This is a genomic window from Flavobacterium artemisiae, assembly GCF_042678225.1.
In the GTDB taxonomy this organism is placed as follows: domain Bacteria; phylum Bacteroidota; class Bacteroidia; order Flavobacteriales; family Flavobacteriaceae; genus Flavobacterium; species Flavobacterium artemisiae.
The window spans coordinates 689,746-709,830 of record NZ_JBHUDZ010000012.1; the positions used below are offsets into that span (position 1 = coordinate 689,746).

The window sequence follows — 20,085 nt, forward strand, 5'->3', positions numbered from 1 at the left end:
CAAAACTAATTTCATGAAAAAAGTAACCACTTTTGCCCTGTTGATGATGACAATTTTTGCGTCGGCACAGCAGGAAACAATAGATCAGAAAGTAAATGCTCTATTGAAAAAAATGACTATTGAAGAAAAAATTGGTCAGTTAAATCAGTACACGGGAGATAATCAGGCAACAGGCCCGATTACCATTAATCCAAACAAACAAAACGAAATTAAACAAGGTTTAATTGGTTCGATGTTAAATATCATCGGAACAAAATATACCAGACAATATCAAGAATTGGCTATGCAGTCAAGACTTAAGATTCCGTTGTTATTTGGTCAAGATGTTATTCATGGTTACAAAACTACTTTTCCGCTTCCGTTAGCAGAAGCAGCAAGCTGGGATTTAGAAGCTATCGAATTAGCAGCACGAGTTGCGGCTACAGAAGCGTCTGCAAGCGGTATTCACTGGACGTTTGCACCAATGGTTGACATCGGACGTGATCCGCGCTGGGGACGTGTTATGGAAGGTGCAGGAGAAGATACTTACTTAGGTTCTAAAATTGCTTATGCAAGAGTAAAAGGATTTCAAGGGAATAAATTGGGAGATTTAAACTCAGTTATGGCATGCGTAAAACACTTTGCAGCGTATGGCGCAGGAGTGGGAGGAAGAGATTATAACTCAGTTGATATGAGCGAAAGAATGCTTTGGGAAACGTATTTACCTCCGTTTAAAGCAGCTCTGGATGCAGGAGCAGCAACATTCATGAATTCATTCAATGATATTAACGGAATTCCAGCAACTGGAAATGCACATTTACAAAGAGATATTCTAAAAGGAAAATGGAACTTTCAAGGTTTTGTAGTTTCTGACTGGGGATCAATCGGCGAAATGGTGGCACACGGTTACTCAAAAGATCTAAAAGAAGCAGCTTATTCAGCCATTACAGCAGGAAGCGATATGGATATGGAAAGTAATGCTTACCGTTACAATCTTGCTCAATTGGTAAAAGAAGGCAGAGTTTCTGTTGATTTGATTGATGATGCTGTAAAACGTATTTTAAGAAAGAAATTCGAATTAGGATTATTTGATGATCCTTACAGATATTCTGATGGAAAACGCGAAGAAAAAGCATTAAATAATCCAGAACATAGAAAAGCGGCGCGTGAAGTTGCAGAGAAAAGTATTGTTTTATTAAAGAATGAAAACCAGACTTTACCAATTTCTAAAAGCGTAAAAACCATTGCATTCATTGGACCAATGGTTAAAGAATACAAAGAAAATATGGGATTTTGGTCTGTAGAACTTCCAGAAGTAGATTACAATAAATGGATCGTTTCGCAATGGGACGGTATGCAGAATAAAGTGGGTAAAAACACTAAATTATTGTATGCAAAAGGATGCGAAATAGAAGGAACTAACAAAGATGGTTTTGCAGAAGCAGTAGCAACGGCAAAACAAGCTGATGTTGTAGTTTTAAGTATTGGTGAAAGACGTGACATGAGCGGTGAAGCAAAAAGCCGAAGCGATCTGCATTTGCCAGGAGTTCAAGAAGATTTGGTAAAAGCAATTCAGGCAACGGGAAAACCAGTTGTAGTTTTAATAAATGCAGGAAGACCTCTAGTTTTTAACTGGACAGCAGACAATGTTCCAGCAATTGTTTACACTTGGTGGCTGGGTACAGAAGCCGGAAACGCAATTGCAAATGTATTATTTGGAGATTACAACCCGTCTGGAAAACTGCCGATGACTTTCCCTAGAGAAGTTGGTCAGGTGCCGATTTATTACAATCATTTTAGTACAGGAAGACCAGCAAAAGATGAAAATTCTACGAACTACGTATCTGCTTATATCGATTTGAAAAACTCTCCAAAGTATGCATTTGGTTACGGATTAAGTTATACAACATTTGATTATTCTGGTTTGAAATTATCTTCTGCCAAAATCAAAAAAACGGAAAATATTAAAGTTTCTTTCCAGCTTAAAAACAGCGGGAAAGTTGCTGGAGAAGAAGTAGTACAATTGTACTTAAAAGACAAATTCGGATCTGTGGTTCGTCCTGTTTTGGAATTAAAAGATTTCCAAAAAGTAAAATTAAACGCAGGAGAATCTAAAACAATTGAATTTACTATTGATAAAGAAAAGCTTTCTTTTTATAACAACAAATTAGAATGGACAACAGAGCCAGGAGATTTTGAAGTTATGATTGGAGCTTCGTCTGCAGATATTAAATTAAGATCTGATTTTGAATTGGTAGACTAAAAATAAAAAAGGGGCTTTAAAGCCCCTTTTTTTATCTCTTATTTAAGACGTTTTTTAAAACTGTATTTCAGCATATTTAATAAACCCTGTTCAATAATATCAATTCCAATTCCGAAGTTACTATCAGCAATTTCATGATGTGCATTTCTAAAATCTTCAAAATCACTTTGAGGAATTTCTAAATTCACCAATGGTTTGAAATCAATGTAAATTGATGCGCCATTTTTCGCTACTTTTTTACGGCTAGTAAAATCAAAATAAGGATTCTTAATCGTACTTTCCTGAATTGTATATTTTTCCTGAGTATCAATTTTTTGATCTGTCGTTAAATTGATTTCGTATTTTTCATTGTCGAAATTATGCCAAAACGGAATATCATTGTGTATAAAATCCCTTGCACCGTTTTTAACCATATTTCGATCAAAATACATTAAGAAACGATTTTTATCGGCATCCGTAAAATAAGCATTATCAATCGTGCTTTTGTATTGAATTGTAATTTCGTTCAGCCTTTTGTCATCGCTAATCACTTCAATCGAAGCGTCTTTAAAAATGGTTCTTATATCAGTTCCATTTCGATCATTTGAATAATTTAAAGTATAAAACAAGAAGTTATTCCAGCTGTCAATGATTTCTCTTTTATTCGTATTCTTAAAATATTTACGCATATAATTGGCGCGATTTCCTTTATACGAAGTAACCAATTTTAGTTGACCAATATTATTTAGAACATCAAAATCTACTTTTTCGCTAATACCATAATAAGCAAATCGGTGAGACTCTTTAATCTCTAAAACCTGATCTGGTTTTACCTCCAAATAATGCATAAAATAAATGAAACCGCGATTTTCAATCAATCCAAATTCATCTCTTGCAGTTGCATCAATAAAATACGTTTCTCCTTTATAATTGATTTTTACAATAACATGATTAAAAGTCAACAAAGAAGGAAGATAATGTTTAATGTAATAATCCGAATTAAAATTGACCAAAACTACAGAAGAATCAACTTTGATGTAATCTAAAACCACTTTCAATAAAACCGATTTTGCCTTGCAGTCGCCCTGTTTGTTTTCGTAAGTAACAGAAGGTTCCTGCGGTTTATGGCCGTTCATTTCGTCAGCATTAAAAATATAATAAACATGGTTTTGAACGTAATCAATAGCAAACTGTAATTTTTCATCTTGATCTGCGATCGCATCTAGTTTTTCGACCAGTTTTGGAGCAAATTCAGAAAGTGAAGATTTAGCATAAATCTCTTCATAAAGAGGTGAAATATAATTCGAAAGATCCTTCCAATTTCGGTCTGTTGCAAAATCAATAAAAGGAGCAATTTCTCTATTTGCATCTACAAAGTTGATGTAGTTTTCTTTTTCGATAATAAAACGTTCGCCACTTTTTAAATAACCGATTTCTGGCTCTAGAACATTTCCCTGTTCATCTCTAAAAAAGGCTTTTTTATATGCAATTACATCTTTTCTGTTGTTTATGAAAGTAAACTTATAACTTCCGTAAGCCCAATAACTGCTTGGTGTAACATAGATATGTTTTAAGAACTCTTTACGTAAAAAATCACGATCAGAGAATACTTTCACTCTAGAATCTTCAATAATCAAAACATCATACAGACGCAGATCTTTTATTGTAATATTTACTTTTTTATTGCTGCTTAAAATACCGCCTTCACTCTGATTTTCGCTGTCAAGAACTTTGATTTTTGTGTCTTGAATTTTATCAACCAAAACACCTTCTCTCACAACACTTATTCTATGTATAATATAAGTTTCGTTTTCTTCAACCACCACATCTTTTACAGATGCACTTTCAAGATTTGCAGGTTCGTTTAGAGTATAAGCAACGCAGGCATATTCACTATTTTCAGTATCAGAGGTATAATAAATTTTATCTAGAAAGTAGCAAAAATCGCGTCCTTCGTCAACTTGATTGTTAGAGAAATCGGTTTCTTTTATATAATCAATAAGTTGGTCATCAGTAATTTGCGGCGCCCAGTTTTCTGGTTTCTTAATTTTGTAATTTTCTGCTTCAATAGTATTTTCCATGCTTATAAAATATATTAGGTGTGTAATCGTAATTGTAGCAAAAATATGTATTTATTGTACAATTTTGTCAGTTATATTTTAAAAAATTAAGAATAAAAAAACCTCACTGAAAAAGTGAGGTAAATAGAAAAAATATAAATTATTAGTACAAATTTATTTTAGCACAGTATTTATAAAATCCATAGCGCCAATTCCTTTATATGACGCGTATAATGCTTTGTCAAAAGCTTCGCGTTTGGCTTTCTTGTCTTTTACTTCTGTTTCAGTAATCATTTCGTTAAAAATCCTTTCCTGTTCTTCGCTATATTTCAACGAAGCTTCAAGTAAATAAGTCTTAGAAACAAATCCGAAAGAAGTCCAGATTTTGGTTCTTATTTTTTGATTAATATTTTTTAATGAATTGGAAATCATACTCCTGCATTTAGCTTTCAACATCAGTTTTTTAAGAAAAACAAAACGATTTGTGGTATTTTTCTTTGTTTAAAGATCAAAATCTAACAAAATCAATCCTTAATGTGTTATAATGACGCAATGTAATTATTTTTTTTAAATTTGGGATTAAATTTTAGTTAAAATTGTGATTTGTACACTTATGTTTTTGTTGATTCAGATGTGTATAAGAATAGATATTTCTAAAAATGCATTAAATTGCAAGATAATTCATCAACGAAATTAAAACGAATGCTAAAAGATATAATTGATAATAATGAAAATTACCAGCCAGGACTATCTATAGACTGCGTAATCTTTGGTTTTCATGACAATCAGCTAAAAGTTTTATTGATTAAAGTCGATCGAAGCAAAAATTGGTCGCTTCCCGGCGGCTTTATACCTGTTGATCAGGATATTGATACAGCTGCGATTACCGTTTTAAATAGCAGAACTGGAGTAGAAGGCGTTTTTTTGAGACAATTTGCCACTTTCGGAAAAGTAAAACGAAACGAACAGCATTTTGATAAAAAGATTTTAGAATATCTAAAAATAGAAGAAGAAAAAGGCAAATGGCTCCTGCGTCGTTTTGTAACTATTGGTTATTATGCTTTGGTAGATTTTTCGAAAATTATCCCAAATCCTGTTAATACAAATGAGAAAGTAGAATGGATTGATCATAAAGAAGTTCCCGAACTTATTTTAGACCATAAAGAAATTCTGGACAAAGCTTTGGATACGCTGAGAATGGAATTGAATTTAATGCCGATTGGATTCAATCTGCTTCCCGAAAAATTTACCATTCCAGAACTTCAAAAATTATATGAAACCATTTTGGATAAAAAACTGGACAGAAGAAATTTTCTAAGAAAAATAACCAATATCGGAATCTTGACAAAACTCGACGAAAAGAAAAGCAATGTAGCACACAAAGCACCAAATCTTTATTCGTTTGATAAAGAAAAATACGATGAAGTTCTAAAAAACGGACTAAATCAAGGCTGGTAAAATAGCGTTTCCTAACAGGTTTTTAAAACCTGTTAGGTATAAATAAATAGATTATGGTTTCAATTGATGAATTTAGAAAACTTGCATTATCATTTCCAGATGCGACGGAAGAGCCTCATTTTGAGAAAACCTCTTTTAGAATCAATAAGAAGATTTTTGCCACTTTTGACGAAAAGAATAATCATGCCGTTTTAAAATTAAACGAAATAGATCAATCTGTTTTTTGTGCGTCAAGCGAAAAGATATTCTATCCGATTCCAAATAAATGGGGAACACAAGGCTGGACAATTGTTGAACTTTTAAGAGTAAGGCCAGAAATGTTTGAAGATGCTTTTAATACGTTCGTATGAAAATGTCGCGTCAAAAAAGAAATAACAAATTTACCTCACGATTGTTCTAAAAGTCAGATTAACTCTTGGTTTCTGAGTCGTTTTTGTTGGTGGTAATCGATGCAACCAATGCGTCTGCGTTTCATCTTTCATGACTAATAAACTGCCATGCTCTAAAATTAAAGAAACCGTTTCTTTAGATTCTTTATGTTTGAAAGCAAATTTGCGTTCGGCACCAAAACTTACCGAACCGATTGCTCCGTTTTTCTTTAGATCTTTTTCGGCATCACTGTGCCACGCCATTCCTTCTTCGCCGGAATGATATAAATTCAGCAGACAAGAATTGAAAGTTTCGCCTGTTTTTTCTTCAATGATCTTCTTTAATTCTAAAAGTTGAGGTGTCCAAGGCAGTGCTTTTTTTGTGGTGTTTGAATACGTATATTCAAATTCCTGATCGCCGTACCAAGCCACTTTTCGTTTGGTTAAAATTAATTTCCCGAAGATTACGGCTTCATCGTTTTTCCATTCGATTGTGTTGAGTAAAACATCGCGGTAGAAATCGGCTTCTGTTCTCGAAAACAATTTTCCGTAATAATTCACCGTTCCGTCTTTTGGAAGCAGATTAGTTGTTTCGTCAGTTTGAGGATTAAATAAGTCCATTTTTCCATTTTTGATATTCCGATTTCATACAATGCCCGCAAGGTCTGAAACCATTTTCTCTCGCTTCATTTTCAGATAAAAAGAAAACCCGATTTTCTCGTTTCATTCTTTTTCCCGAAGAACATTTTAAAGTTCCGTAAATTTTTAATTTTTGGTTGCCACCGAAACAAATTTCGCCTTTTTTAATTTTACGAAGCAATTCAGAATCGGTTATTTTTTGATGACTAATCATAAAAATATATGTTTTGTATTGTAGAGACGCACCGCAGTGCGTCTACGCAAAGATTGTCCCCGATATTTTATTCGCCACGAATTACGCGAATGAACACGAATTAATTTTGAAATAATCTGAAAAAAAAATCTGTTTAAATCTGCGCAATCTGCGAGAAAAAAATCTTTGTCGATTTACTTTACGCAGACGCACAGCAGTGCGTCTCTACAGATATTGATTGTGTTAATGTTTTATGATAAAGCGTCGTGAAAAATAATCCCCAACGTATATCTTTCTCCAGAGTGCACTTCACTCACACCATGTTTCATATTCACACGATAATAACCTTTTGAACCTTTTACAGGTCTGAAATTGGTTGTAAAAACCAAAATATCACCTTTTTTAGGTTTCAAAACAATAGCTTTGGATTGTGCTCTCGGCGTTTGTTGCGTTAGAACAAATTCGCCTCCAGTAAAATCTTTATCGGGTTCGTTTAGGAAAAGCACAATTTGAATCGGAAAATAAACATCGCCATACAAATCCTGATGCAAAGTATTGAAGCCGCTTTTGCCATATTTTAAAATCAAAACCGTTGCTTTTAATTGATCGTTTTCATGACATTGTTTTAAAAGTTCTTCATGCGTTTTAGGAAAAACGCTATTGATATTTAAAGCCTTCATCCAAGCATTGGCAATTGGTGCCAGTTTTGGATAAATCGAAGTTCTAATATCTTGAATTAAATCTGGAAGCGGATAATTGAAATATTTGTATTCGCCCAAACCAAAACGATAACGTTCCATAACAACAGTTTTTCGATATAAATTGGGATTATCGTAATCAAATTTTAAATCTTCACATTGTTCGTTGTTCAATACATCCGGAATAATGGCAAATCCATTTTCGTGCATAGATTCGGTGATGCGATCCCAGTTTTGAGATGCAATTTTTGATTGTATATTTTGCATAAAATGAAAAATTATTTTTTTATTGTAGAGGCGCACTGCAGTGCGTCTACACAAAGATTGGCTTTTTTTTGCCACAGATTAAAGGATCACAATGATTAAAAAATCTGTTTAAATCTGTTAAATCTGCGAGAAAATGTTTTGTGGATTTTGAAACGTTAGACGCACTGCAGTGCATCTCTACGAATATACTTTGCGTTAAATTTTTGCATTATAGATTTATCTGCGCGCCTTCCCAGCCAATAATAGCTGTTTTTCGGGTATTGCCCCACATATAACCACCGAATATTCCTGAAGATTGGATAACGCGGTGACAAGGAATCAGAAACGCAACCGGATTACTGCCAATCGCAGTTCCAACAGCTCGAGATGCATTTGGTTTTTGAATTTGATGCGCAATAGAACCGTAAGTAGAAAGTTGTCCCATTGGAATTTTAAGAAGCGTTTCCCAGACTTTCAACTGGAAATCGGTTCCTTTTAGATGAAGTTTGATTTCATGTAATTTATTCCAATCATTTTGGAAAATAAAAAGGGCATTTTGCTGAGCTAAATCCAGTTTCTTAGCAAATTGAGCATTTGGGAATTTATCTTTCAGTGCAATAAATCCAGTGGCTTCATCTTCGGCGAAAGCCATAAAACAAACACCTTTTTGAGTTGAAGCAACAATTATATTTCCAAACGGACTTTCGGCAAAACTGTAATTTATTTCCAGATTCTTTCCACCGTTTTTATATTCTGCGGGTGTCATTCCTTCAATATTAACAAACAAATCATGAAGTCGACTTGTTCCTGAAAGTCCGGTTTCAAAAGCGGTTTCAGAGACAGAAGCCTGATTTTCTTTAAGTAACTTTTTGGCGTGTTCAATACTTGTATATTGCAAAAATTTCTTCGGACTCGTGCCTGCCCATTCGCTGAAAAGTCGCTGAAAGTGAAACGGACTCAAATGTACTTTTTCTGCTACTTCGTCAAGATTAGGCTGGTCTTTAAAATTAGCTTTGATATAATCTATAGCTTCGGCGATACGATTATAATTGATGGTTTCCTGTGTGTTCATCTTCATTCAATTTTATAATACAAATATCGATTGGTTTTTGCGGGTATAAAATCTGAAACTTGCGGAAATAGTTTTTTGTTAGTTTTGTTTCAGGTTTCAGGTTTCAAGTTTTTGCTAACCTGAAACCTGAAACCTGAAACCTGAAACTTCAAACTTTTTTAATGCGCTACAGTCTTAGAAAAAACATTAATTACAATAACGCCAATAACAATTAATGCCAAACCAATAATAGCGGGTAAATCTGGAATTTCTTTAAAGAAAATAGCACCGATAATCGTAATTAAAACAATACCGACGCCAGACCAAATCGCATAAGCAAAACCAACTGGAATGGTTCTAATGGCAAAACTAAGACAATAAAAGGCTCCGCAATAACCGATAATAGTAATTATACTAGGGAGAAGTTTGGTAAATTCTTCCGATTTTTTTAATGCTGAAGTTGCAATGATTTCGAAAATTATGGCTAAGAATAAAAACAGAAAATTCTTCATGGCTTACTTTTTTTCAAAGGTAAAATTTAAAGTGAAAAAGAATTATTTAAGATTATCTGTTTTAAGAGAAACACTTATCAATTTATAACCATTTTCAGTTCTTAAAAACTCAAAATGATCTTGTCCATTCTCCGTTTTGTTTTTTGGATTTATTACGATATCCATTGTAGGATACATCCAATCTTTAGATTCGTGGCAATTATTGAAATAAATCTCATATTCTTCCGATTCATAAATAAACTGGTTTAATCCGTCAGAAGAAATAAAATAATCTGTTTTTGGCGAATTTAACTGCTGTAATCTTAACTTTATGAGATTGTAATTGTGATGAACAAACATCGTTTTAGATTCACTTATCCAGCCTTTTGGCTCTTTCCAATACGTTATTTTATCAAAAGAATGTTTCTCTAGACTAGTTTTAGTCAAATTAGTCAAAAAAGTATTTTTTAGCCAATGTTTGAATTCTTTATCATAATTGATGAACGAATAATACATTCCGTCAACTCCCAGAAAATTATCTCTTGTTTCGTCTTTATTTGGTTCTTTCGTTTTTTCTAAAGAATAAAAATTCAATTCATTTGAATAAGTGAAATTTTCGATTAAGATTTTATTGTTAATGTCTATGAGGAATTCTTTTCCACCTTTCCAGAAAAAATGTTCTCCGTCTTGTTGTTTTTCGGCATCTTTCAAAGCAATAATTAATCCGTTTCTCACTTTGGTTAAACCGCTGTAATGTGCTGGAATTACAATTTTTCCTTCGGCATTAAAGATTCCCATTTTATCAGTTTTGCGATCTGTAAATCTGATAAAACCTTCGTTTTCACAATCCGGACCATTGTCAAAAACAAATAAGCTGTCTCGTCCGACAATCTTTCCCTGCTTGGTTAAATAATAGTTTTTCCATTTACCGTTTTCTTCTTCGCTAACGGCAATTATATTTTCGAATTTACGTGCAATGGTAAAACCGTTGAATTTTGGCTGTATTTTAATGATGCCATTTTTGTCTTTAAAACCTACAAGCGTTGTGTCTTTATTTGGGAATGAAGTCCAAACATCATTGCTTTGGGCAAAGACAGGATAATTTAGAATAACTACTATAAGAACGAAAAGAAGTTTTTTCATAAAAACGTGTTTTTATCTTAGATGAATCTCTAATTCAATGCTTTTTGCTTCGTCAAAACAATCGGAGCAAAGCATTTTAAAATCGGCTAGAGCTTGAAATTGATCAGTCCATTCCTCGCCATTATCGAGAAGATATTGTTCGCAGGAATTACACCAGGCAATCTGTGGAAGATCTTCTTCGGCTTCTGAATAGAAAAACCCAACCGGATTTTTAGCGTCAATTGCTTCGGCGATATGAATACAAGCAAAAGACATTTCTTTGGAACCATGTATATCGCATAAAATTTTCTCAATCATTATTTTTCAATTTGTAAAAAGATAAGCCGCTACTTAAATTAACTTCTATTTTAGTTTCTTATTGTAGAAAAAAAACTTATCCGTTTTTTTCCTTCTCTTTTTTTGCCTTTTCCTCTTCCTTTATTCTTTTTTCTTCTTCGTGTTTTTTAGCGAGTTCTTCTTTTTTGATTTTATTATCTTCTATTTTCTTTTGTAAATCCTGAATTTTAGAAGAACTTTTTTCAATGTTTTTTTTTGATTCGCTTATTTTCTCTTCCGATTTTGCTATCTTCTTTTTTGATCTTTCGATATCTTTTTGGGCTTCTGGTTTATTTTCTGAGTTGCTTTCTAAAGAGGCTAGCTTTTCTTTTTCAGTTTTTAAATCAGCTTCTTTTTCTGCGACTTTTGTTTCGTGTTTTTTTAACCTTCTTTCTTCATTAGCAAGTTTATCTTCAGTTGTCTGAATATTGTTCATCACTTGCCTTAAATCGCGTTGCTGTTGTTGTTGCTGCAAGAACATTTGATTTTGTTGTCTAAACATTGCATTTGAAGCCTGCATTTGTCTTTGCATGCTGCCTTGAGCATTAGTAAAAAGTGGAAGACATACGATTAATATTAAAATTAGGCGTGTTCTCATAAATTGATATTTGGGGTTTATTAAGTTTCAAATTGGGGTTTAATATATAAAAAAAGAAACCCTTACTAGAACCAAAGTTATGGTTTTTATAAGGGCTATTATTTTTGAAAAGTTTTATTTTTTCTTTTCCTGCTTTTCCTTTTCTTTTTTAGCTTTTTCTTCTTCCTTTAATTTTTTCTCTTCTTCTTGTTTTTTCTGTAATTCTTCTTTTTCGCTTTTGTATTTTTCTACATCTTTTTTTAAGTCCTCAACCTTTTTTGAACTAGATTCTATTTTAGTTTTGCTTTTATCTAATTTCTCTTGAGACTTGTTTACTTTTTGTTCAGATTTTTCGATTTCTTTTTGACGGTCAGCATTATTTTCTGAATTATTTTTAAGATTAGCTAATTGATCTTGATTTGTTTTTAAGTCGGATTCTAGTTTCTCTGATTTCTTTTCTAATTTTTGTTTATTTTTTTCTTCCCTAGCTAGTTTATGTTCCGCTGCTTCAATTTTAGAAACATGGTTCTTCATCATGTTTTTCATTTGCCATTGCTGATTTGCTGCAGATCGTTCGCTTGCCCATTTTTGATTTTGCATATTCATCTGATTATGCATGCTTCTAGCTTGCGATTGCATATTACTATATTGTGCAGAGACAAAAATTGGAAGTAGTAATAATAGTAATAGAATAAAACGTGTTTTCATGATTTGGATTTGTTTTGGTGTACCAAATGTATATTTATATTTAAGAAAATACACCATAAACAGCGTGATTAATTTTATATCAAAAACAAAACCCGACAGGTTTTTTAAAACTTGTCGGGTTTGAATATGTAATAAAATCTAAGATCTAAAATCTTAAATCTAAAATTATTTAGTATCTGTAGTACTCTGGTTTGAATGGACCTTGAACTTCAACACCAATGTAAGCAGCTTGATCGTCACGTAAAGTTTCCAATTCAACTCCTAATTTAGCTAAGTGTAAAGCAGCAACTTTTTCATCTAAATGTTTTGGTAACATGTAAACTTCGTTTTTGTAAGCTGCAGCGTTTTTCCATAATTCGATTTGAGCTAAAGTCTGGTTTGTAAATGAGTTACTCATTACAAAACTTGGGTGACCTGTAGCACAACCAAGGTTTACTAAACGACCTTCTGCTAAGATAATGATATCTTTTCCAGCGATAGTATATTTGTCAACCTGAGGTTTGATTTCGATTTTAGAAGCACCGTGGTTTTTGTTTAACCAAGCCATATCGATTTCGTTATCAAAGTGTCCGATGTTACAAACAACAGTTTTGTCTTTCATTTTTTCGAAATGACTTCCAACAACGATATCTTTATTTCCTGTAGTAGTAATGATGATGTCAGCATTAGCAATTACAGTATCTAATTTTTTAACTTCGTAACCGTCCATAGCAGCTTGTAAAGCACAAATTGGATCAATTTCAGTAACTGTTACAATAGAACCAGCACCTCTAAAAGAAGCTGCAGTTCCTTTTCCTACGTCTCCGTATCCACATACAATAACTCTTTTTCCAGCCAACATTAGGTCAGTTGCACGACGAATAGCGTCTACAGCAGATTCTTTACATCCGTATTTGTTATCAAATTTAGATTTAGTAACAGAATCGTTAATGTTGATTGCAGGCATTGGAAGAGTTCCTGCTTTTACTCTTTCGTAAAGTCTGTGAACACCAGTTGTAGTTTCTTCAGAAAGACCTTTAATTCCAGGAACTAATTCTGGGTAACGATCGATAACCATGTTTGTTAAATCTCCACCGTCATCAAGGATCATGTTTAATGGTTTTCTGTCTTCACCAAAGAATAAAGTCTGCTCAATACACCAGTCAAATTCTTCTTCGTTAAGACCTTTCCAAGCATAAACAGAGATTCCAGCAGCAGCAATTGCAGCAGCAGCCTGATCCTGAGTTGAGAAAATGTTACAAGAAGACCAAGTAACTTCTGCACCAAGAGCAATTAAAGTTTCGATCAAAACAGCCGTTTGAATAGTCATGTGAAGACATCCAGCAATACGAGCACCTTTAAGAGGCTGCTCATCTTTATATTCAGCACGAAGTGCCATTAAACCTGGCATTTCAGCCTCAGCCAATTCAATTTCTTTTCTTCCCCAAGCCGCTAGAGAAATATCTTTTACTTTGAAAGCCACATAAGGCGTAGTTGTAGTACTCATTTATATTATATTTGTATATGTATAATTTTTTGCAAATTTACATAATAGCTTTTTATTTTTACTACTTTCTGTAAGATTTGTGAAATCTTTAATTTCTTAATCTCTAGAAAGTTAGTTTAAGAATGTTTTTTAACTATATAAGTGATATAAGTTCATTTAAAAAAGATTCTTAAATGTATCTTTGCTTTAAATTACTTACAGACATTTTGCCATATAAGTGATGTAAGTTATTAAAAAAAAGAATTCTTAAATTTTCTAAATACATATTTTAAATACAAAGCTATATTTCCTTATATAACTTACATGATTTAAAAAAAGACACAACAAACAGTTCAAAATGCCTCTATTTCAAACCATACAATTCAACGAAAACACCAAGATTTTAATTTGGAAGATTACTGAATCTTTTGACGAATTGTACAGTCAGGTGACTTTAAAAGAAAAAACACAGCGAAGATTGGACGGAATGAAATCGGAACTCCATCAGCGTGCTTTTCTAAGCGTTCGTATGCTGATTCAGGAAATGGGTTTTACCGATAAAGATTTGCATTACGATGAATTCGGAAAACCGTATTTTGACTGTCATAACTATATTTCGATTACGCATTCATACAATTATGCGGCTATAATTATAAGCGAAGAAACTGTTGGAATTGACATGGAATTACAACGTGACAAAATCATTAGAATTGCTGATAAATTTACGGATTATGAATGCAGTTATTTAGAACCAGATTTTAATGAAGAATATATTAAAAAACTAACCGTAATCTGGGGTGCAAAAGAAGCTATTTTTAAAATCAGAAACGAAAAAGGAATCAGTTTTAAAGACCATATTCGAGTTGAGGACTTTTCTTTAAACGAAAAACAGACTTCAGCGAGTCTGTATTTTGATGATTTAGTAAAAGACTTTGATGTACATTATCTCGAAATAGAGAATTTTACTTTGGTTTATGCTTTTGAAAAGTGAAATTCTAAATTGTAAAAATTCCAATTTAAACCTCGCTTTCTTTTTGTCTGTGCTGAAACATACTCATAAACAAAAAAGTACTCATTTTTCTGGCGCGTCTTTTTAAAGTATCGGCATTTTCGCCTTCAAAATATTCATCAATTGTTTGAAACCAATGGTTTAACCAAATACCGAATTCATTTGCAGTGATTTTTTCGTCAAAATGAGCGTCAATCTCATTATGCACAGCGTGCGGATTTCCTTTGTATTTTCGGATGCCAAATAAATTCGTTTCCCAAAAATCAGTTAGTTTTTCTAGATGCGCGTCCCAATCCGTAATCATTTCATTAAAATAAAAGCCGATTTCTTCATCGGCTCTTATTTTATCATAGAAATGATGGACTAAAAAATTTACATCAGCTCTATTTTCTATTTGTTTTTTCACAGTAATAATGTGTTTATCAAAATAAATGCTACACTTAAAATTGAGCTTAGAAGCAATAGGTTAAAAACCACTTTATGTTTCATTTGTGCTAAAATTGAAGTGTTTACAAAGATACAAGCTAAAACAATAACAGCAAGTTGTACCATTTGAAGAATAGAAGTTCCGTTTGATAAAACGTACATTGCTGCAGCGCCTCCTAAACAGCTTTGTCCAATTACAGCCATTGCTGCAGAACCCATATAATTTCTATTGAAAATGTCGAATGTTGTTTGATATAGTGTCATGATATTCAGATTTTTATAAGACAAAGATACCCCCACATTCCATGTTCGTTTTATGATTAAAATCATAAAACGAGAATTATTTTATCTGTATACTTTTCGATTAATAATCTTCAATTCACCTTTTTTTTCCAGTGCCTTAATCGCCCTTATAACAGTTTCTACACGTAAACCGGTTAAATCTCCAATTTGCTGTCTCGTAAAATTAATTAGAAAACCGTTTGAGTCTTTTTGAAAATTAAAATAGGCAATTCCGTGATCGATTAATTTTAAAACTCTATGTTCGGGTTCGTGTGTTGATATTTCGGCTGCCATAACCGATTTATAATACAATCGCTGTGCAAGATTTTCGATTATTTTAATGCTGATTTTGGGGTTTTCTTCTAAAAGCTTCATAAAGTTTTCTTTTAGAAGAATAAAAATCTTTGCGTTTTCTACAGCAATAGCATTTGCAGGATATTTTTGATTTAGAAATAAAGGCGGTTCACCAAAAGATTGTTCATTATAAAAAATCCCTTGAATAAATTCACGTCCATCATCATTATAATTACTCATTTTCACTTCGCCCGAAATGATTTGATAATAGTTTAATGGTAAATTTCCTTCTTCAAAAATAATATCATTTTTATCGAACGATTTTTTTACGGCGCCATATTTTTCTAATAATTCGACTGCAATCATAATGTATTGTTTAGGTTATCAATAGCCATTAGACAAATATAATTCATTACAAATAGTTCTTCTGCATAAAAAAACTTTTACTTTTACAGCCATTATGCAAGAACAAATACCTACGATTTTACAACAAATTTTAGAGGCTAAAAGTAAAGGCCAAAAATTGTTGGCAGTATTATTAGACCCCGATAAAATTGTACTAGAAAATTTAGATCATTTAATTGATAAAATTAATCAGTCGCCTGCTACTCATATTTTTGTTGGAGGAAGTATTGTTCAGAATACTATTTTAGAAGAATTAATTAGTGCATTAAAACAAAAAACAAATCTTCCTGTTGTTTTATTTCCTGGAGATCCTTCTCAGATTTCACCTCAAGCCGATGGTATTTTATTCTTATCGTTATTGTCTGGTCGAAATCCAGATTATCTTATAGAATATCAGGTTCAGTCGGCACCAATTCTTAAAAAAACAAATTTAGAAGTTATTTCGACAGGTTATATTTTGATTGAAAGCGGAAACGAAACTGCGGTTGCACGCGTAAGTAAAACAAAGCCTTTAAGTCGTGAAAATCTTGATTTGGTCTTAGCAACTGCTCTGGCAGGAGAAATGCTGGGCAATAGATTAATATATCTGGAAGCGGGAAGCGGAGCCCATAAACCTGTTCCTTTAAAAATGATTGAAACGATTTCTCAAAATGTTGAAATTCCTGTAATTGTTGGTGGAGGAATTGTAGATTTGCACGGAATTCAGAATGCATATAAAGCGGGTGCAGATTTGGTTGTCATAGGAACAGCCTTTGAAAATAACAGTCGCTTTTTTGAGTTATAATTAAAAACCAAAACCTTCCAAATGATAGATTTTTTTCTTGACTATTATAAAGATATACCCTTATGGCATATTGCCTTAGAGTTTATAACTTTTGTCTTCGGTATTTTAAGTGTTTGGTTTGCAAAAAAAGAAAATATCTGGGTGTATCCTACCGGATTAATAGCTACGGGAATATCGGTTTATCTGCTTTATATAGCGGGTTATATGGGTGATATGATCATTAATTTTTATTTTTCAATAATGAGTATTTACGGCTGGTATGTATGGGCAAAAGGAGGAACTGCCGAAGATAATCTGCCTATAACCCGCACTACTTTTAATGAAAAAATAATCGGAATCTTACTATTTATTGTAACCGTTTTTGTAGTTTTCGGCATTTATAAATATTTCGGACGAAAAATTGAACCAGATAATTATGTTGATATGATTTCGTCGGGAATATTCTTCGCAGGAATGTGGTACATGGCCAGAAAAAAAATAGAAAACTGGACACTTTGGATTATTGGTGATATTATTGTTGTGCCTCTTTATGCTTATCGCAATTTAGGGATGTTGTCACTTCAATACGTAATTTTTACAATTTTGGCTATTTCAGCTTATATAGAATGGAGAAAAATCTTAGACAGCAAAAAACAAATATCATAAAAATTGCTTTGTTTGGGCCTGAAAGTACAGGTAAAACAACTTTAGCAAAACAGCTTGCTGCCTATTTTGAGACCGAATGGGTTCCAGAATTTGCACGCGATTACCTGCAGGAAAAGTGGGAAGAAAATCAGCATATTTGTGATGCCGATGATATGATGCCAATTGCGTATGGGCAAACAGCATTAGAAAACGAAAAGCTTGCCACAGCAAAAAAATATTTGTTTTGTGATACCAATTTGATGGTTACAAAGGTTTTCTCAGAAATGTATTATGGCTTTTGCGATCCGTTGCTTCACGAAGCGGCTTTAAAGCACGAATACGATTTATTCTTTTTGACTGATATTGATGTTCCTTGGGAAAAAGACGATATTAGAGATACTCCAAACGGACGTGAGACTGTTTTTTCTGCTTTCAAACAAACTTTGATCGATACTAAAAAACCTTTCGTTACTTTATCTGGAGATAAAGAATGTCGATTAGCGAAAGCTGTTGATATTATTAAAAATTTGACTTTAGCAAAAGAAAAAGGTTTTTCATCAAATGATTTTGTAGAGATTTATAATCATGGAACCGATTTTGAAAATGTTTTTAAACAATTAGAGATTTTTAAAGACGGAATTCCAAAAAGCAATTTAATAAGTCCAGCAACAATCGGTAATGGGATATTAAGTCTTTCGGAAGCACAGTTTCAGGAAAAAGCTTCTTTTTATGATGCTGAAAAATCTAGATTTAAACTTAAAAAATTTGTTCCTGCCTCTGGTGCAGCGAGTAGAATGTTTAAATTTCTAACGGCTTTTCTAAATGATTTTGATATTAATAAAGAGACAATAAATGCTTATATCAATAGGCATAAAGACAGCGAACTTCCAATTTTTATTGTGGCAATGGAGAAGTTCCCTTTCTTTAAAGAAGTTGACAAAAAGCTTAGAGAACTATATCCAGATTTTGAATCTTTAGACAGAGATCATAAGAATTACTATTTTATAAAACTCTTATTGTCTACAGATTATTTTGATTTTGCAAATAAACCAAAGGCTGTTCTGCCATTTCACGAATATAAAACACACATTGCGATTCCGATAGAAGAACACTTGAATGAATGTGTTCACTATGCAACTTCCGGCGAGATTTCTAATCTGCATTTTACAGTTTCAGCTGCGCATCAGAGTTGGTTTGAAAATGCAACTGCTGCATTGAAAAATAACATTGAGAAGTTATCAAAAACAAAAATCAATGTTTCCTATTCTTACCAAAGTAAAAGAACAGATTCGATAAATGTTGATCTAAAAAACAAATTAGTTAGAGATAAAAACGACAAATTAGTTTTTAGACCAGGCGGGCATGGAGCTTTAATTGAGAATTTGAATGAATTAGATGCCGATGTTATTTTTATAAAAAACATTGATAATGTGATTCAAAATCATATTGATGAAATTACATTGTATAAAAAAGCATTAGCTGGTATTTTAATTAAAGTTCAAGAAAAAGTTTTTAATTACTTAAGAGCAATCGAAAAAAACGAATTTAAGCAAGAAGAGATTGCAGAAATTGCTTTGTTTTTAAAAGAAAAATTAAATTCTGATTTGTCGAGTGATTTTGATAAATTCACTTTTGAGAATCAGATTGAGAAAATAAAAGAACTATTAGATCGACCAATTCGCGTTTGCGGGATGGTAAAAAATGAAGGAGAACCTGGCGGAGGACCGTTTTGGGTAATGAATGATAAAGGAGTTACTTCGCTTCAGATTGTAGAAAGTTCTCAGGTTGATTTATCAAATAAAAAGCAACAGGAAATTTTAGCTGAAGCAACGCATTTTAATCCTGTAGATTTGGTTTGCGGTATTAAAAATTATAAAGGCGAAAGATTCGACTTACAACGATTTGTAGACGAAAAAGCGGGTTTTATTGTCGAAAAAAGTGTAGATGGAAAAATAGTAAAAAGTTACGAATTGCCAGGTTTATGGAATGGATCGATGGCAAATTGGCTTACCCTTTTTGTAGCGGTTCCGTTAATTACTTTTAATCCTGTAAAAACGGTTAACGATTTATTGAAACCTGCACATCAACCGCAATAATTATGGATGCAGCAAAAATCATATCCGAATTAAATTTTAAAGCAGTTAGAAGCAGTGGTTCTGGCGGACAAAATGTAAATAAAGTTTCTTCAAAAGTAGTTTTGTCTTTTGATTTGAATGCTTCGGAAGCTTTATTTGATGATGAAAAAGTGCTTCTTCAAAATAATTTGGCCCCGCGCTTAACTTCTGAAAATATCCTGATTTTAAATTGTGATGAAGATAGAAGTCAGCTTAAAAATAAAGACATTGTTATAAAACGGTTTTTAGAAATTATCAAAAAAGGACTGTATGTACCTAAAGTTCGAAAAGCAACCAAAGTTCCGAAAGCAGTAATTAAGAAGAGAATCAAAGACAAAAAGAATGTTTCTGATTTAAAACAATCTCGTAAGAAGCCTGACTTAGAATAAATCCCAATTTTTTAAATTCCAAATTCCAAAAAAAAGCATTTTAGAACTGCTTTTGGAATTTGGAATTTCTTTTTGGAGTTTTAATTATTTTAACATTACATTTGCACTGTCTCAAAGGGGTGCTC

23 protein-coding genes are annotated in these 20,085 nt (G+C 32.7%); 8 read left to right on the plus strand and 15 right to left on the minus strand.

Features of this window, described 5'->3' with window-relative positions:
- Nucleotides 1–13: 13 nt before the first annotated feature.
- Nucleotides 14–2,242 (plus strand): glycoside hydrolase family 3 N-terminal domain-containing protein, encoded by a 2,229-nt coding sequence (locus ACFSC2_RS13630; RefSeq protein WP_379814877.1) that lies wholly within the window; start codon nucleotides 14–16, stop codon nucleotides 2,240–2,242.
- 38 nt (nucleotides 2,243–2,280) lie between these two features.
- Here ACFSC2_RS13630 and ACFSC2_RS13635 read toward each other — a convergent pair whose 3' ends face one another.
- Nucleotides 2,281–4,302, minus strand: coding sequence for a hypothetical protein (locus tag ACFSC2_RS13635; RefSeq protein ID WP_379814876.1), 2,022 nt, complete (start codon nucleotides 4,300–4,302; stop codon nucleotides 2,281–2,283).
- A gap of 153 nt (nucleotides 4,303–4,455) precedes the next feature.
- Nucleotides 4,456–4,713: a hypothetical protein gene (locus ACFSC2_RS13640; protein WP_379814875.1), complete on the minus strand. Its 258-nt coding sequence runs from the start codon at nucleotides 4,711–4,713 to the stop codon at nucleotides 4,456–4,458.
- A 270-nt stretch (nucleotides 4,714–4,983) separates the two neighbouring features.
- Between ACFSC2_RS13640 and ACFSC2_RS13645 the strand changes: the two genes are divergently transcribed.
- A complete protein-coding gene (locus tag ACFSC2_RS13645; protein ID WP_379814874.1) occupies nucleotides 4,984–5,739 on the plus strand; it encodes an NUDIX hydrolase in 756 nt (251 codons plus the stop codon).
- Between the two features lie 53 nt (nucleotides 5,740–5,792).
- Nucleotides 5,793–6,089, plus strand: a complete 297-nt coding sequence (locus tag ACFSC2_RS13650; RefSeq protein WP_379814873.1) for an MmcQ/YjbR family DNA-binding protein — start codon at nucleotides 5,793–5,795, stop codon at nucleotides 6,087–6,089.
- A 30-nt stretch (nucleotides 6,090–6,119) separates the two neighbouring features.
- On the opposite strand, the gene ACFSC2_RS13655 is transcribed toward ACFSC2_RS13650, so the two are convergent.
- From ACFSC2_RS13655 to ahcY, 10 genes are all read right to left on the minus strand, one after another.
- A complete protein-coding gene (locus ACFSC2_RS13655; protein WP_379814872.1) occupies nucleotides 6,120–6,728 on the minus strand; it encodes an alpha-ketoglutarate-dependent dioxygenase AlkB family protein in 609 nt (202 codons plus the stop codon).
- Nucleotides 6,715–6,960, minus strand: coding sequence for an Ada metal-binding domain-containing protein (locus tag ACFSC2_RS13660; RefSeq protein WP_379814871.1), 246 nt, complete (start codon nucleotides 6,958–6,960; stop codon nucleotides 6,715–6,717). Before ACFSC2_RS13660 ends, ACFSC2_RS13655 begins: the two co-directional genes overlap by 14 nt.
- Before the next feature lie 230 nt (nucleotides 6,961–7,190).
- Nucleotides 7,191–7,904, minus strand: a complete 714-nt coding sequence (locus tag ACFSC2_RS13665; RefSeq protein ID WP_379814870.1) for a 2OG-Fe(II) oxygenase — start codon at nucleotides 7,902–7,904, stop codon at nucleotides 7,191–7,193.
- A gap of 208 nt (nucleotides 7,905–8,112) precedes the next feature.
- The gene (locus tag ACFSC2_RS13670; protein ID WP_379814869.1) at nucleotides 8,113–8,955 is read right to left on the minus strand and encodes a bifunctional helix-turn-helix domain-containing protein/methylated-DNA--[protein]-cysteine S-methyltransferase; all 843 of its coding nucleotides are present in this window, start codon (nucleotides 8,953–8,955) and stop codon (nucleotides 8,113–8,115) included.
- 158 nt (nucleotides 8,956–9,113) lie between these two features.
- Nucleotides 9,114–9,446 (minus strand): DMT family transporter, encoded by a 333-nt coding sequence (locus ACFSC2_RS13675; RefSeq protein ID WP_111288101.1) that lies wholly within the window; start codon nucleotides 9,444–9,446, stop codon nucleotides 9,114–9,116.
- A 42-nt stretch (nucleotides 9,447–9,488) separates the two neighbouring features.
- Nucleotides 9,489–10,568: a hypothetical protein gene (locus ACFSC2_RS13680; protein WP_379814868.1), complete on the minus strand. Its 1,080-nt coding sequence runs from the start codon at nucleotides 10,566–10,568 to the stop codon at nucleotides 9,489–9,491.
- Between the two features lie 12 nt (nucleotides 10,569–10,580).
- On the minus strand, nucleotides 10,581–10,865 hold the full coding sequence (locus ACFSC2_RS13685) for a hypothetical protein (RefSeq protein ID WP_379814867.1): 285 nt from the start codon (nucleotides 10,863–10,865) through the stop codon (nucleotides 10,581–10,583).
- A gap of 76 nt (nucleotides 10,866–10,941) precedes the next feature.
- A complete protein-coding gene (locus tag ACFSC2_RS13690; protein ID WP_379814866.1) occupies nucleotides 10,942–11,481 on the minus strand; it encodes a hypothetical protein in 540 nt (179 codons plus the stop codon).
- A gap of 114 nt (nucleotides 11,482–11,595) precedes the next feature.
- Nucleotides 11,596–12,168: a hypothetical protein gene (locus ACFSC2_RS13695; RefSeq protein ID WP_379814865.1), complete on the minus strand. Its 573-nt coding sequence runs from the start codon at nucleotides 12,166–12,168 to the stop codon at nucleotides 11,596–11,598.
- 169 nt (nucleotides 12,169–12,337) lie between these two features.
- Nucleotides 12,338–13,654, minus strand: a complete 1,317-nt coding sequence (gene ahcY, locus ACFSC2_RS13700; protein ID WP_379814864.1) for an adenosylhomocysteinase — start codon at nucleotides 13,652–13,654, stop codon at nucleotides 12,338–12,340.
- Between the two features lie 337 nt (nucleotides 13,655–13,991).
- Between ahcY and ACFSC2_RS13705 the strand changes: the two genes are divergently transcribed.
- Entirely contained in the window at nucleotides 13,992–14,624 is a 633-nt protein-coding gene (locus ACFSC2_RS13705) for a 4'-phosphopantetheinyl transferase family protein (RefSeq protein ID WP_379814863.1), read from the plus strand.
- 25 nt (nucleotides 14,625–14,649) lie between these two features.
- Here ACFSC2_RS13705 and ACFSC2_RS13710 read toward each other — a convergent pair whose 3' ends face one another.
- The 3 genes from ACFSC2_RS13710 to ACFSC2_RS13720 all read right to left on the minus strand — a co-directional run bounded on the left by ACFSC2_RS13710 (nucleotide 14,650) and on the right by ACFSC2_RS13720 (nucleotide 16,010).
- Nucleotides 14,650–15,048 (minus strand): group III truncated hemoglobin, encoded by a 399-nt coding sequence (locus ACFSC2_RS13710; RefSeq protein WP_379814862.1) that lies wholly within the window; start codon nucleotides 15,046–15,048, stop codon nucleotides 14,650–14,652.
- A complete protein-coding gene (locus tag ACFSC2_RS13715) occupies nucleotides 15,045–15,332 on the minus strand; it encodes a hypothetical protein (RefSeq protein ID WP_379814861.1) in 288 nt (95 codons plus the stop codon). The genes ACFSC2_RS13710 and ACFSC2_RS13715 overlap by 4 nt, the downstream gene beginning before the upstream one ends.
- A gap of 81 nt (nucleotides 15,333–15,413) precedes the next feature.
- On the minus strand, nucleotides 15,414–16,010 hold the full coding sequence (locus ACFSC2_RS13720; protein ID WP_379814860.1) for a Crp/Fnr family transcriptional regulator: 597 nt from the start codon (nucleotides 16,008–16,010) through the stop codon (nucleotides 15,414–15,416).
- Nucleotides 16,011–16,104: 94 nt separating this feature from the next.
- Here ACFSC2_RS13720 and ACFSC2_RS13725 point away from each other — a divergent pair, with 94 nt between their 5' ends.
- The 4 genes from ACFSC2_RS13725 to arfB are packed head-to-tail and all read left to right on the plus strand — an operon-like array spanning nucleotide 16,105 to nucleotide 19,960.
- On the plus strand, nucleotides 16,105–16,833 hold the full coding sequence (locus ACFSC2_RS13725; RefSeq protein WP_379814859.1) for a phosphoglycerol geranylgeranyltransferase: 729 nt from the start codon (nucleotides 16,105–16,107) through the stop codon (nucleotides 16,831–16,833).
- 21 nt (nucleotides 16,834–16,854) lie between these two features.
- Entirely contained in the window at nucleotides 16,855–17,478 is a 624-nt protein-coding gene (pnuC, locus tag ACFSC2_RS13730; protein WP_379814858.1) for a nicotinamide riboside transporter PnuC, read from the plus strand.
- Nucleotides 17,439–19,553 (plus strand): DUF4301 family protein, encoded by a 2,115-nt coding sequence (locus ACFSC2_RS13735; RefSeq protein WP_379814857.1) that lies wholly within the window; start codon nucleotides 17,439–17,441, stop codon nucleotides 19,551–19,553. Before pnuC ends, ACFSC2_RS13735 begins: the two co-directional genes overlap by 40 nt.
- Nucleotides 19,554–19,555: 2 nt before the next feature.
- On the plus strand, nucleotides 19,556–19,960 hold the full coding sequence (gene arfB, locus ACFSC2_RS13740) for an alternative ribosome rescue aminoacyl-tRNA hydrolase ArfB (RefSeq protein ID WP_379814856.1): 405 nt from the start codon (nucleotides 19,556–19,558) through the stop codon (nucleotides 19,958–19,960).
- Nucleotides 19,961–20,085: the final 125 nt, after the last annotated feature.

Coding starts and splice junctions, on each gene's coding strand:
- ACFSC2_RS13630 (WP_379814877.1), top strand. CDS start 14: ATGAAAAAAGTAACCACTTTTGCCCTGTTGATGATGACAATTTTTGCG.
- ACFSC2_RS13635 (WP_379814876.1), bottom strand. CDS start 4,302: ATGGAAAATACTATTGAAGCAGAAAATTACAAAATTAAGAAACCAGAA.
- ACFSC2_RS13640 (WP_379814875.1), bottom strand. CDS start 4,713: ATGATTTCCAATTCATTAAAAAATATTAATCAAAAAATAAGAACCAAA.
- ACFSC2_RS13645 (WP_379814874.1), top strand. CDS start 4,984: ATGCTAAAAGATATAATTGATAATAATGAAAATTACCAGCCAGGACTA.
- ACFSC2_RS13650 (WP_379814873.1), top strand. CDS start 5,793: ATGGTTTCAATTGATGAATTTAGAAAACTTGCATTATCATTTCCAGAT.
- ACFSC2_RS13655 (WP_379814872.1), bottom strand. CDS start 6,728: ATGGACTTATTTAATCCTCAAACTGACGAAACAACTAATCTGCTTCCA.
- ACFSC2_RS13660 (WP_379814871.1), bottom strand. CDS start 6,960: ATGATTAGTCATCAAAAAATAACCGATTCTGAATTGCTTCGTAAAATT.
- ACFSC2_RS13665 (WP_379814870.1), bottom strand. CDS start 7,904: ATGCAAAATATACAATCAAAAATTGCATCTCAAAACTGGGATCGCATC.
- ACFSC2_RS13670 (WP_379814869.1), bottom strand. CDS start 8,955: ATGAACACACAGGAAACCATCAATTATAATCGTATCGCCGAAGCTATA.
- ACFSC2_RS13675 (WP_111288101.1), bottom strand. CDS start 9,446: ATGAAGAATTTTCTGTTTTTATTCTTAGCCATAATTTTCGAAATCATT.
- ACFSC2_RS13680 (WP_379814868.1), bottom strand. CDS start 10,568: ATGAAAAAACTTCTTTTCGTTCTTATAGTAGTTATTCTAAATTATCCT.
- ACFSC2_RS13685 (WP_379814867.1), bottom strand. CDS start 10,865: ATGATTGAGAAAATTTTATGCGATATACATGGTTCCAAAGAAATGTCT.
- ACFSC2_RS13690 (WP_379814866.1), bottom strand. CDS start 11,481: ATGAGAACACGCCTAATTTTAATATTAATCGTATGTCTTCCACTTTTT.
- ACFSC2_RS13695 (WP_379814865.1), bottom strand. CDS start 12,168: ATGAAAACACGTTTTATTCTATTACTATTATTACTACTTCCAATTTTT.
- ahcY (WP_379814864.1), bottom strand. CDS start 13,654: ATGAGTACTACAACTACGCCTTATGTGGCTTTCAAAGTAAAAGATATT.
- ACFSC2_RS13705 (WP_379814863.1), top strand. CDS start 13,992: ATGCCTCTATTTCAAACCATACAATTCAACGAAAACACCAAGATTTTA.
- ACFSC2_RS13715 (WP_379814861.1), bottom strand. CDS start 15,332: ATGACACTATATCAAACAACATTCGACATTTTCAATAGAAATTATATG.
- ACFSC2_RS13720 (WP_379814860.1), bottom strand. CDS start 16,010: ATGATTGCAGTCGAATTATTAGAAAAATATGGCGCCGTAAAAAAATCG.
- ACFSC2_RS13725 (WP_379814859.1), top strand. CDS start 16,105: ATGCAAGAACAAATACCTACGATTTTACAACAAATTTTAGAGGCTAAA.
- pnuC (WP_379814858.1), top strand. CDS start 16,855: ATGATAGATTTTTTTCTTGACTATTATAAAGATATACCCTTATGGCAT.
- ACFSC2_RS13735 (WP_379814857.1), top strand. CDS start 17,439: ATGGAGAAAAATCTTAGACAGCAAAAAACAAATATCATAAAAATTGCT.
- arfB (WP_379814856.1), top strand. CDS start 19,556: ATGGATGCAGCAAAAATCATATCCGAATTAAATTTTAAAGCAGTTAGA.